We start from the raw sequence: 12,929 nt of genomic DNA on the forward strand, positions 1-12,929 counted from the left end.
AAAAAGTTGTATTTTTACTACAGATAAAATGGTCCAAACTACAAGGAATATGCAATTAGGTTTTAAAAAATATATATTAGAGGATAGCACCTATAAAGGTGGTGGTAAGAAAATTGTAATGCCAGATGGTATTGCTGTACACAAGCTTTCATCTAATGAGAATCCGTTAGGATATTCGCCAAAAGTAAAAGAAGCCTTAGCTAATACACTAGATGATTTAAGTTTTTACCCAGACAATACAGATATAAGATTACGAGAAGCTTTGGTAAAAGATTTTGACGGCGCCTTAGTTGCTGACAATTTTATCACTGCCAATAGTGGCTCAGAAATTATAGATATGATCTCTAAGGCATTTTTAAATGAAAATGATGAGGTAATTGTGAGTCAGCCCTGCTTTCTACCGTATACTGCTTTTACCCGTTGGATGGGGGCAAAGGCGATCAATGTGCCCATGACCGAGAATTATGATTGTAATTTAGACGGTATTCTAGAGGCTGTCACAGATAAAACAAAGCTGATATTTCTGGCATCGCCAAATAACCCGTCAGGAAATTATATTCCAATGGAGGACTTAAGAAGCTTTATTGAAAAATTACCTGAGCATGTAGTGTTGGTTTTAGATGAGGTATACAGACATTTTGCCGAAGCTGAAGATTACACATCAGGCTTGCCATTTGTAGTGGAGGGTAAAAATGTAATTGCAATAAACAGTTTTTCTAAAACATATGGTTTAGCAGGTTTACGAGTAGGTTATTGCTATGCCCCTTTAGAAATTAGTAATTATATGCGTAGAATTTGCAAGCCTTTTTTGTTGTCTACAATGGCTTTAGAAGGCGCAATTGCAGCTTTAGAAGATGTAGATTTTGTAAACAAAACGGTAGCCTTGGTAAAAGAAGAAAGAAGGTTTGTTTTGAACGGACTTGATGCTTTAAACATAAAATACTGGCCTGCGCAAGGTAATTTTGTACTAATAGATCCGCCGATCAATGATATGGAGTTTACTTCGTTTTTAGAACAACGTGGTATCATGGTGCGTCCGGTAGGTAATTTTGGAGCTCCGGGTAAGGTTAGAATTTCATTTGGCGTAAGAGAAGCGAACAGAGCACTTTTAGCAGCGCTAGAAGTATTGATGAAAGCGGAAACAACGACAGCTTAAAAAAATTTAACACATATGTTGCAGAAGCAACAATAAACGAAATAAAAATATAAAACCCAACAGTATGTCAACAGCAACAGCAGCACAAAACGATCACAAAGAGGCACAAGACTTTATGCCTATTAACGGTACGGATTATTTAGAACTTTATGTAAGTAACTCTAAGCAAGCAGCACATTATTATAAAACAGCATTCGGTTTTAAATCTTTAGCATATAAAGGTCTAGAAACGGGTAGTAGAGAGTTTGAATCTTATGTGGTGGAGCAAGATAAAATTAGATTGGTACTGACCTCTCCGCTAAAAAGTGGAACAGATGTAGGTAGACATATAGACAAGCACGGTGACGGAGTAAAAGTTACTGCACTTTGGGTAGATGATGCTACATATGCATATCAGGAGGCTATGAAAAGAGGAGCCAAAAGTTATATGGAGCCAAAGACAGAAAAAGATGAGGATGGTGAAGTGGTAACTTCTGGGATCTATTCTTACGGTGAAGTAGTTCACATTTTTGTGGAGCGTAAAAATTACAACGGTACATTTTTACCAGGGTATAAAAAATGGGAAAGTGACTACCAACCAACTGCTACAGGGTTAAAATTTGTAGATCACATGGTAGGTAATGTTGAAGAAGGAAGAATGAACTTTTGGGTAGATTTCTACGCCAATGTTATGGGCTTTAAGCAAATCATGTCTTTTGACGATAAAGACATTTCTACAGATTATACGGCTCTAATGAGTAAAGTGATGAGTAACGGTAACGGGCGTATTAAGTTTCCGATCAACGAGCCGGCACCAGGTATGAAAAAATCTCAAGTAGATGAGTATTTGGAGTTCTACGAAGGTGAAGGTGTTCAACATATTGCTGTAGCAACAGATGATATCGTAAAAACAGTTTCAGATTTAAAAAGTAGAGGGGTGGAGTTTTTGACGATACCGACTACCTATTATGATGTATTGACGGATAGAGTAGGTGAAATTGATGAGGATATTGAGTCACTAAGAAAACTAGGTATTTTGGTAGATCGTGATGATGAAGGGTATTTATTACAGATTTTCACGAAAACGGTACAAGCAAGACCAACAATGTTCTTTGAAATCATTCAACGTAAAGGAGCTACTTCTTTTGGAAAAGGAAATTTCAAAGCATTATTTGAAGCTATTGAGCGTGAACAAGAATTAAGAGGAACTTTATAAGTTCAACAAATTTCTTGCGCATTCAAGAATAGCGTATTTTTAAGAGTAGAGTATGAACTAGAACAACGAACGTATATGCCTATATATCATAAACAGGGAGCGTTGCCACCAAAAAGGCATACGCAATTTAGAAAACCAGATGGTGAATTGTACTCAGAGCAATTGTTCGGTACTATTGGCTTTGACGGTATGTCCTCTCTTTTATATCATCATAACAGACCAACAATGGTCAAAGAGATATTGAAGAGTACAGATGTTTCTCCAAAAATTGCTTTAGAGAAGAATATACGTTCGTTGAAACTAGTGAGTTTTAACGCTCCGCCGCAAGATGATTTTTTAGAAGCAAGAGAGCCACTTTTGGTCAATAGTGATATTGTGATCGGAGTTGCGGCACCTAGAAAATCGTTACTAGCATATTTTTATAAGAATACCGATGCCGATGAAATGTTGTTCATTCATAAAGGTACTGGTACATTAAGAACCATTTTTGGGCAGATTCATTTTGAGTATGGCGATTATTTAATTATTCCTAGGGGTACAATTTATCAGATTGATTTTGATGGTGAAGAAAATCGTATTTTGTATGCGGAATCGTATTCACCAATTTATACGCCAAAAAGATATCGCAATTGGTTTGGGCAGTTATTGGAACATTCTCCGTTTTGTGAGCGCGATTATAAGTTGCCACAAAATTTAGAAACTTTTACAGACACCGATGAACACTTGATAAAAGTAAAGAAGCAAGGTGTTATGCATGAAATGGTCTACATTGGGCATCCTTTCGATGTTGTCGGTTGGGATGGTTATAACTTCCCGTACGGATTCTCTATTCATAATTTTGAACCCATTACAGGAAGAATTCACCAACCGCCACCAGTGCATCAGACTTTTGAGACGAATGCTTTTGTCATTTGTTCGTTTGTGCCAAGGTTGTATGATTATCATCCGCAGTCCATACCGGCGCCTTACAATCATTCAAATATAGATTCTGATGAAATGCTGTATTATGTAGACGGGGATTTTATGAGTAGAAATGGTGTGCAACCAGGTAATATATCCTTGCATCCCGCAGGTATACCCCATGGTCCCCACCCAGGAGCAGCAGAACGAAGCATTGGTCAAAAAGGATCGGAAGAATTAGCGGTAATGATAGACACCTTTAAGCCGTTGATGGTTACTGAAAATGCCCTAAAACTAGATGATGGCGATTATTACAAATCTTGGTTAGAAAAATAAAACACACACACTTGACAACACTACATACATGGGTTTCGGTACCCAAAAATTCAGATTTTTCTATCTATAACCTTCCTTTTGGTATCTTCTCTATACATGAGCAAGCATCAAAAGCTGGTATTGCCATTGGCGAACAGATTGTTGATTTGGCAGCAGTATCGGAATTGGGTTTGTTAGATGTGGATGTAAAATATTTTAGAAAATCAACCTTAAATGAGTTTATTGCGCTAGGAAAGAAAATTACCAATAAAGTCCGGTTGGATATTCAAAAGTTGTTAACGATAGAGAATTCTCCGCTTAAAAATCACCCTGAGGTTTTTGTATTACAGAAAGATGCCAAAATGCATTTACCGGTACATGTGGGCGACTATACCGATTTTTATTCCAGCATAGAACATGCTACCAATGTGGGCAAAATGTTTCGTGACCCAGAAAATGCCTTGTTGCCGAATTGGCGTCATATTCCTGTAGGGTATCATGGTCGTGCATCATCAATTGTAGTCAGTGGCACAAATATTCACAGACCAATGGGGCAGGTGAAAACTAACGAAATGGAAACGCCAGTTTTCAAAGCCTCTGGGAAATTGGATTTTGAATTGGAAATGGGGTTCGTAGTTGGTAAAAGTACAGCACTAGGCGAACGCGTTTCCACTAAAGACGCGGCTGAGCATATTTTTGGCTTGGTATTGTTCAATGACTGGTCGGCAAGAGATATTCAGAAATGGGAATACGTGCCTTTAGGTCCTTTTTTAGGAAAAAGCTTTGCATCATCTATGTCACCTTGGATTGTTACGCTAGAAGCCCTAGAACCATTTAAAGTTCAAGGTCCGGAACAGCAACCGGAAGTCCTGTCGTATTTAGCGTACGAGGGAAATAAAAATTATGATATTCAGTTAGAAGTAGCAATGTCTTCATCAACTTCAGATGAAACTATCATTAACACATCTAACTTCAAATATATGTATTGGAATATGATGCAGCAATTGGCGCACCATACCGTAAACGGATGCAATATTAATGTAGGTGATGTCATGGCGTCTGGAACCATTTCAGGAAAAGATGAAAGTTCTTACGGCTCGTTATTGGAAATCTCTTGGGGCGGAAAAAAACCACTTGAATTAAAAGATGGAAGCAAACGTACATTTATAGAAGATAATGATACAGTAATTATTCGAGGGTTCGCAGAAAAAGAAGGTAAGAGAGTAGGATTTGGAGAGGTTAGCGGAACCATTTTACCAAGTAAATAAAATATACAATCCACAGTAGAAGATTATAGTATGTCAAATAACGAAGAAATTAATTCTATAGATCCAAATAGCATTTCTCAACAAGAATTACACGGGTATTTATTATCTGCCGTAGCGCCAAGACCTATTTGTTTTGCTAGTACTATTGATAAAGAAGGGAATGTGAATCTGAGTCCGTTTAGCTATTTTAATCTCTTTAGTGTAAATCCGCCAATGATGGTTTTTTCACCTTCAAGAAGAGGTAGGGATAATACCACTAAACATACCTTGGAGAATGTGTTGGAGGTAAAAGAAACAGTGATTAATATTGTGAATTTTGATATGGTAGAGCAAATGTCATTATCAAGTACCGAATATGGTGACGGTGTAAATGAATTTGTAAAAGCAGGATTTACGCAAGTACCGAGTGATAAGGTTCAGCCACCAAAAGTAGGAGAGGCTCCCGTTGCATTTGAGTGTGTGGTAGATCAAGTAATTGCATTAGGTGACGGACCGGGAGCAGGTAATTTGGTGCTAGCCAAAGTGGTTCAGATTCACGTAAAGAAAGCCTTTTTAGATGCCGAAGGAAAATTAGATACTCCTAAATTAGATTTAGTAGCACGCATGGGGGGAAATTGGTATTGTAGAGCTAGCGGTAATGCTTTGTTTGAAATTCCAAAACCAATACGCACCCTTGGAATAGGAGTTGATATGCTGCCAGAAGCTGTACAGAACAGTATGGTGTTAACCGGGAATAATTTAGGAAGATTAGGCAATTTAGAGCAATTGCCGACAAAGGAAGAAATTGCAAAAATTGCGGAACACCCTGAGGTAACATCTATTTTAAACGGTGAAGAAGATATTATTGCTTTGCACAAGCTAGCGCAAGAATGGTTGGCCCATGACAAACCTGAAGATGCTTTGGCCTTGTTGCATTTATAATTTATAGACTATCTGGCTCAATATGAATTAAAATATGCTCTAAATTAGGGATGGTTTCATTTAAATAGTCTTTTAGGCGATGGGCAATATCATGACCTTCAATGACAGTTATATTGCCATTTACCATAGCATGTAAGTCGACATGAAATTTCATTCCAGCTTTACGAATAAAACATTTTTCGGTACCCGTTATACCAGGAACCTCTAAAGATTTAATACGTATCTCTTTTAAGAGGTCATCATAACGTTGTTCGTCCATTATTTCTCCTAAAGCAGGTCTTAGAATTAGGTAGCTGTTATACAGGATAAATCCTGATGCCATAAGGGCGGCCCAATCATCTGCGGTTTCATAACCTTTGCCAAGTATTACGGCAATAGAAATGCCGATAAATGCCATTATAGAGGTAATGGCATCACTTCTATGGTGCCAAGCATCTGCTTTTAAAGAGGTACTATTGGTTTCTTTACTTTTTTTAATAACGATACGGTACGAGGTTTCCTTCCATACGATTATCAATCCAAGCACAATTAACGTCCATGGTTTTGGTACTTTATGCGGAGTCTGTATGTTTTCTATACTTTCATAAGCGATTATTGTGGCAGAAACCACTAAAAATGCGACCACTAAAAATGTAATTATAGGTTCTATTTTTCCGTGTCCGTATGGGTGGTTTTCATCGGCAGGTCTTTTGGCATATTTAAAACCTAAGAGTATCAGAACTGAGGAGAAAATATCTGTGGTAGATTCAATGGCATCTGCAATAAGAGCATAAGAATTACCAAAAAAACCGGCAAAACCTTTGATTAAAGCTAGGAAAATGTTGCCGATAATGCTGAAATATGTGGTTTTAATTGCGGTTTGCTCAATGCTCATTTAGCAAAGGTAGTATACTAATATACTCATGGTAGCTTTTTAATTTCAATTTAAGTTTTTAAATACTTTATAACGCTTGTTCATACGCCCCCTTCAGCCAAGAAACTAACTCCTCATTAACTTGGCTAGTATCTGTTAGTTGTACTCGGTGGGTGCACATACTGCCAAAAGGTCCAGAATCTTCTAGACGGTCCGTGGTGGGTTTATCTTTAATTTTGAGACCTAAGTCAATTCTTGTTTTCGTAGCTGGTTTTAATAATGCGAATTGCTTTTTTCGAATAATACTAACGGTAGTTTTCTTTGGAGTAATCGTAACATCATCACCAAATGTCGTCACTGTATTTAAAATAGCGTCGTAAATAGGGAGTAAGTTTTCCTTGCCTTTATATTGTAGTTCAACAAGGTCTGCTGGTGTATTATTTTCTTCTTTAGATAAGGTGACAATTGTGTTTGCAAAGCCATGTGTAACTCCGTGCTCCTTCTTTAGAAAGTTGACACCTTCAGAATGTTTAGCAAAAGTTTTTGTTTTGAGAATAGACGTCCATTCGCTTAAAGATTTGCCTGTTTTCTCGGGCATATTATCAATCATGGTTTGCAGTGCCTTTACCATATTCTTAGGGATTGGTTGAGAACATCAATTTACAAAAAAAGTAGTTTTTTCCAATACTTGAAGGTAAACGAAAATGGCAACTTTCTTTTAAGCACTAGATGTTTACTATTCACATACTAAAATGGTTGATTTTAGTATTCTTTAATTAGCGGACAGTTTATAATTATTTGTTCGTAATAAAGTTTTGTGCAGATAGCACATCTTATTTGGTTATAGGATTGTAGTACCAGAATTGAGCAAGAGTATTTTGCCTATTCACTAAAAAAGAATTCATGTAACTCTATTAAACTACCTCGCTTTATTTGAACTAAATCTCTGGTGTCTTTAAGAAAAATACCTAATGACTTTTCATTGTAAATAAATTTCATTTCATTAGAATAATCAGTAACAACGTACATATCTCCTGTAAGTTGATAGAAGGGTATTGTTAATTTGCTTTTTAATTTTACCCCTTTATTAACAATTTTTCCTTCCGTTAAAGTTGACCGTATAAGGTGGTTGTCTTTTTCGCCTGAAGCTACTTTTACATAAGATACCATCATATTGGTCCATTCTGTTTCATCTATTAAAAACCATTTTACCTTATTAAAATCTATTCCATATTCATTGATCCAACCGTGACTTGTAAATCCTAGTAATACTTGTTTTTTACCGTCTAATTCTGGTTTGTTATTGGGTGTAAATTCTTGAATCTTAAAAGTGATAACCGATGTCGATGACATATCTTTAAGTTTCTTTCCTTGAAAATCAACTGTTTTAAGCGAAAAATTATTAATGTTCGGGTTGTTTGCCAATAACCATTCCGTAGCTGTAAGTTCAGCACGTTCTTTCATTTGCTCAACAGCTGCTACGCCTGCACCTATTGCAGCTAGGGCTCCTACGGCACCCGCTATTGCGACACCTTTATCTTGTGCCGTGTTTTTGTTAGGAATTAAAATAGAGAGAATAATTAAGAAGGGAATTAATTTTTGCATGATTTATTTAAGTTGGATTATTTTTTTGATAATAATAGGCCATACCCACCAAATCGGATAGTTCCCCCGAAATACCTTTTCAGTAGGATGGCCATAGCATTATATATAATTATTTGTGGTTGGTATTATTAACTATTAGTAAACAGTTTCAAACCTAACACCATAAAATAGATTTTCATTACGGTTTCCCGTAAGTGACGGTATTTATTTTAAATTAGGCCTAAATCCTTTACAATTGCTACAAGGTGTATGGCATTATTTGCATTAAACTTAATACGTAGTTTATTCAACCGCTTTTCAATAGAGCTTAAACTGGCAGGAGAAATATTTTCCTTCCTGTATAACGCACTAATTTCATCTTGTGACAATCCCTTACTTAAATTTTCTAAAAGCGAAATGTCATAGTCGTCAATTTCTAGTTCGTTTTCACTGCTAAAAGCATTAGAAACTTCAGGAGATAAAAATATACCGTCATTTGAAACTTCAGTAATCGCCAAGGTCAAGTTTTTTAAACCTGATCTACTTTTACAAACATAGGCATCTATATGTTGTTGAATAAAAAGAGTACGCACGGCCTGAAGTCTGTCTTCAACAGAGTATACAATTACTTTTAACTTTGGAAAATCTGCCTTTAATTTTTCAACTAAGGCCTGACCTGAAGGATATTTTTGAGACCTATGGTCTTCTTGGAAGGAAAGGTCAGATATTACCAAATCAAATGGGTCACCATCTATATCAGCTCTAGTTACTTTCAAGTATGCATCATCACAATATTGTACTTGGTCAATTTCTTGAACACCTAATTCGGTCAGTAATGAAAATACACCTTTGTTGATGTCTTCCATATCTTCCGCAATTAAAACTTTTTTGAACATGCCTTAAATTATTATTGATGCCTTAAAGCCATCACCTTGCTTAGATTCAAATTTAATAGTTCCATTTAAAGAAGCGATACGGGATTCCGTATGTTGTAGGCCATTTTTTTTAAAAAGATCACAACCAACGCCATTATCACGATAAATTATGTGCATTTTAGATCCTTCTTTTTGGAAAACCAAGGTAACAAAGGTTGCTTGGCTATGTTTGCGCATATTGGTCATAAGTTCTTGTAAAACCCTATATATAGCGGTTTTTTTAAGTTCAGAGATGTTTTCCCATGGCATTTTAGAAAGGTTTCGGGTAATTACATTAACATTGTTATTCTTATAACCAAGCAGTAAATCATTTAATTGTAAACCAAAGTCTTTTCTTAAGTCAATTGCACTATTTTCTCGAGAAATGTCTCTTGTTTTGGTATAAATTTTTTCCATTTCGTCCAAAATAGTATTGTCAAGGTCTAAATTGTTCTCAAGAGAAGTCATTACTTTATACATATCGTTAGCTACTTCATCATGTACTTTTTTAGCAATTCTAGTTTCGGTTTTATAGATTTCTTCAATTTTAGCTTTGCGATATCTGTTTCTATAGATAAAGTAAGAACCTATTAAAATCAGAAAAATAATTAAAGCCAGTGATTGGTAAGCCAATCGCTTACGAGATTCAATTTCCTGAAGCAGAATACTGGCTTGGGTTTTCTTTTGTTCTTCGGCAACATTATATTTTAGAAAAGCATTTTTGTTTTCTGCAACTTGTTTTGCATTGGCAATACTATCTGTCAGTTTTTTGTATTCATGAATTAACGGATTTTTGTCCATATTCATAAGCGTAGAGATGGCATCTAGTTTGAAGGAGCTACTATTTATTTTATCTGATAGAGCTAAGGCCTCTTTGGCATATGCTACTGCTTTGACCGTGTCTTTTCTATCTAAATAGTATTCAGCTAAATGGGTATTGCTTGCATGTAGACCAATGAAATCATGGTTTTTTTTTCGTAACTGTAAAGCATACTTTAAGTTGGGTAAACCTTCTGGTAGATTTAATTTTGATTGTACATGGCCTAAATTATCAGCTACTAACCCAATTTGATTGTCATCTTTTAGTTCCAAACGTTTTGCAAAAAGGAAGGAGTGAATAGTTAGGGCGCTTTTGTAATCATGTAAATCTTTATATATATTGGCTTTGTTATTTAGAATAACCACGCTGTCCTTTAATTTGTTAGCTATCGCTAAAGCCTTATCAAAAGTTTTTATGGCTTCTTTAGGATTATTGGAAGTTCTATAAATTCTACCTAGCTGATTGTATAGCCCAACTCTTGAGTTAATTAAAGTGTCTTTTGAAGACATGGATTCAATTAAGTTAATAGCTTCTACAACATGGTTTTCACTACTAAAGTTATTTCCTATTTTAAATTCTGCAATGGATAGAAGTCTTAAATCATAAATAGCGTTTAAAGTATCATTTAGTTCTAGGTCTATTTCTTTTTTTCTTGTGTAATAATGAATCCCTGACGGTAAGTCTTGTGGATGAGCAGGCTGTAAAATGGCTTGTCGATATAATCTAGAACTATCAGAAGATATTTGTGCTATTGCATTTAATGACAAGAAAAAAGTCATAAAAGCGAAACAAAGAAAGTGTAGGAGGAATGAAACTTTTTTGTATTTCATTCCTCTAATGTAGAAACTTTTTAGGTAATATTATTCTAATATGGGCTTAGTTCAGCTTCTTTAAATATATAGCTCTGAATATGAATTAGTTAATTAATTTGGGGTTAAAAATTGATATTAGAAAAAAATGAAAGAGCACAAAACCATAGCGTAATGCTTAAGTTTAAATGCTCTTTACCAACTAACAACTTAAATATGCACTTTTAATATAGGGCACTCTATGGTTTAAACCATGCAGTGAAACCTTTATACTTTATGCTCTCAGTTTTTTAATTTTCGCCAATGTATCTTTTACCAAAGTTTCTAGACCTGCATAATCTTTATTTGCTAAAATATCTTTACTAATCAATTTTGATCCCATACCAACACAAGTAACTCCGGCATCAAACCAACCTTTTAAATTGTCCTCATCTGTACTAACACCACCTGTAGGCATAATGCTTGTCCAAGGTTGAGGTCCTTTAATTCCTTTTACAAAACCGGGTCCGTAAAGAGAACCAGGGAATAATTTTACTATTTCACATCCCATTTCTTCGGCCTTATTGATTTCGGTCAATGAACCACAGCCGGGAGACCATAACACTTTTCTACGGTTACAAACTATGGCAATGTCTTCTCTTAAAGAAGGGGTTACAATAAAGTTTGCGCCTATTGACATATAGTACGAAGCAGCGGCAGCATCGGTGATAGATCCTACACCCATGATCATACCGGGTAAATTTTTTATTGCATACTTGTTCAATTCAGAAAATACTTCAAAAGCGAAATCGCCACGAGCGGTAAACTCCATTAAACGAGCACCACCATCATAACAAGCTTGTAAAATCTTTTTACCTAACTCAATGTCTGGGTGATAGAATAAAGGTACCATACCAGATTCCTTCATTACATTTGCTACTTCTATTCTTGAATATTGTGCCATTTGATTTTTTTATTTCTCGGTTAAAATTTTGTTGAAATCGTAGTCTGAAGGATTGTCTACATATTTTTTTGCGTCCTCATAATCATCTTCACCTACGTAGAATAAATTTTGAAAGCATAATTCTGCCAATTCAGAATTGATATTGACCAAGCGAGGAGCTATTTTACCATTCTCATCTTGAATTTCCGATAAAAATAATGGGGTAATTTCGCCTCTAGAATTAGCAGTGACCATACAGCCACTTTTGCCTTCGTCAAATAATTTTTTTACGCCAAGACCTAGAACCGTACAAAGGGTAAGGTCAAAACCTATAGGTCTACAGCAGCGTAATTCATAGCCTAATTCTACTGGTCTGCTTTTAATAGCTATACCTAGCTTCTTTAGTTTCTTTTGAACAAGCATATTAAAGATATGCGCCTTGCTAACATTCCCTAATTCAGGGTGCCCATGATCGTCATAGGTGAATTTAATTTCACACTTATCCAATTCAGATTCTGGCATATTGTGGAAAACCCCTTCACTAATTAATGCAACACCGTAATGAATACCTTCAATATTACGTTTGATCATGGATGAAATAACCATACGAACCACCTTGTCAAAAGTGATAGAGGTGCGATCAAACATTTCAGGAATAATCATCATTGGGTAATGACAGCTTGCCGCAATACCAAAAGCTAAATGGCCTGCAGATCTACCCATCGTTGACATTACAAACCAGTTTTGGCTGGTACGTGCATCTTCATAGGTAGTATTACCAATGCGTACACCTTCATCCTTTGCAGAATGAAAACCAAAAGTTGGGTTTCTATCCGGTAACGGTAAATCGTTATCAATGGTTTTGGGTACGTGAATATTAGCTATAGAAATACCTTCTTTCTTTAGATAACCGGTAATTCTGTTGGCAGTAGAAGCAGTGTCGTCACCACCTATACTTACCAACAGTTTTACATTGTTATCAATAAAAAGGCTAGTGTTTAGCTTTTCGTTTTTAGGTTTAAAACGGCTCATTATCAATGTTGAGCCACCCCTACTAAAAATCCGGTCAGCATGGAAGAAATCAAATTCCTTGATTTGCGGATTTTCATCGAAAATTCCCTTAAATCCTTCATGCAAACCTAAAACGCGATAATTATCTTTTAAGAAAGCCTTTGCCACGGTACTGATTACGGTATTTATACCCGGTGCAGGTCCGCCACCGCAAAGAATTAAAACAGATTTTTTCGACATTTTTTTATTTTAGAAGGTCTA

General features: G+C 35.8%; 12 protein-coding genes. 5 read left to right on the forward strand and 7 right to left on the reverse strand.

Features of this window, described 5'->3' with window-relative positions; translation table 11 throughout:
• Positions 1-49: 49 nt before the first annotated feature.
• The 5 genes from BW936_RS12765 to BW936_RS12785 all read left to right on the forward strand — a co-directional run bounded on the left by BW936_RS12765 (position 50) and on the right by BW936_RS12785 (position 5,755).
• A complete protein-coding gene (locus BW936_RS12765) occupies positions 50-1,156 on the forward strand; it encodes a pyridoxal phosphate-dependent aminotransferase (RefSeq protein ID WP_244156225.1) in 1,107 nt (368 codons plus the stop codon).
• 64 nt (positions 1,157-1,220) lie between these two features.
• Entirely contained in the window at positions 1,221-2,351 is a 1,131-nt protein-coding gene (hppD, locus tag BW936_RS12770) for a 4-hydroxyphenylpyruvate dioxygenase (protein WP_076548791.1), read from the forward strand.
• Positions 2,352-2,426: 75 nt separating this feature from the next.
• On the forward strand, positions 2,427-3,587 hold the full coding sequence (locus BW936_RS12775) for a homogentisate 1,2-dioxygenase (protein WP_076548792.1): 1,161 nt from the start codon (positions 2,427-2,429) through the stop codon (positions 3,585-3,587).
• Between the two features lie 11 nt (positions 3,588-3,598).
• Positions 3,599-4,834 carry a fumarylacetoacetase gene (fahA, locus tag BW936_RS12780; RefSeq protein ID WP_076548905.1) on the forward strand — a complete coding sequence of 412 codons (1,236 nt, stop codon included), beginning with the start codon at positions 3,599-3,601 and terminating at the stop codon, positions 4,832-4,834.
• A gap of 30 nt (positions 4,835-4,864) precedes the next feature.
• Positions 4,865-5,755, forward strand: coding sequence for a flavin reductase family protein (locus BW936_RS12785; protein WP_076548793.1), 891 nt, complete (start codon positions 4,865-4,867; stop codon positions 5,753-5,755).
• 1 nt (position 5,756) lies between these two features.
• On the opposite strand, the gene BW936_RS12790 is transcribed toward BW936_RS12785, so the two are convergent.
• From BW936_RS12790 to BW936_RS12820, 7 genes are all read right to left on the reverse strand, one after another.
• The gene (locus tag BW936_RS12790; protein WP_076548794.1) at positions 5,757-6,629 is read right to left on the reverse strand and encodes a cation diffusion facilitator family transporter; all 873 of its coding nucleotides are present in this window, start codon (positions 6,627-6,629) and stop codon (positions 5,757-5,759) included.
• 67 nt (positions 6,630-6,696) lie between these two features.
• Positions 6,697-7,239 carry a DUF4287 domain-containing protein gene (locus BW936_RS12795; protein ID WP_076548795.1) on the reverse strand — a complete coding sequence of 181 codons (543 nt, stop codon included), beginning with the start codon at positions 7,237-7,239 and terminating at the stop codon, positions 6,697-6,699.
• Between the two features lie 251 nt (positions 7,240-7,490).
• Positions 7,491-8,213 carry a hypothetical protein gene (locus tag BW936_RS12800; RefSeq protein ID WP_076548796.1) on the reverse strand — a complete coding sequence of 241 codons (723 nt, stop codon included), beginning with the start codon at positions 8,211-8,213 and terminating at the stop codon, positions 7,491-7,493.
• Positions 8,214-8,422: 209 nt separating this feature from the next.
• Positions 8,423-9,088 (reverse strand): response regulator, encoded by a 666-nt coding sequence (locus BW936_RS12805; RefSeq protein ID WP_076548797.1) that lies wholly within the window; start codon positions 9,086-9,088, stop codon positions 8,423-8,425.
• Between the two features lie 3 nt (positions 9,089-9,091).
• Entirely contained in the window at positions 9,092-10,756 is a 1,665-nt protein-coding gene (locus BW936_RS12810) for a tetratricopeptide repeat-containing sensor histidine kinase (RefSeq protein ID WP_076548798.1), read from the reverse strand.
• A 253-nt stretch (positions 10,757-11,009) separates the two neighbouring features.
• Positions 11,010-11,678, reverse strand: coding sequence for a bifunctional 4-hydroxy-2-oxoglutarate aldolase/2-dehydro-3-deoxy-phosphogluconate aldolase (locus tag BW936_RS12815; protein ID WP_076548799.1), 669 nt, complete (start codon positions 11,676-11,678; stop codon positions 11,010-11,012).
• A 9-nt stretch (positions 11,679-11,687) separates the two neighbouring features.
• The gene (locus BW936_RS12820; protein WP_076548800.1) at positions 11,688-12,908 is read right to left on the reverse strand and encodes a 6-phosphofructokinase; all 1,221 of its coding nucleotides are present in this window, start codon (positions 12,906-12,908) and stop codon (positions 11,688-11,690) included.
• Positions 12,909-12,929 lie beyond the last annotated feature (21 nt).

It is taken from the genome of Maribacter ulvicola, from assembly GCF_900155985.1.
GTDB classification, from domain to species: Bacteria; Bacteroidota; Bacteroidia; order Flavobacteriales; family Flavobacteriaceae; genus Maribacter; species Maribacter ulvicola.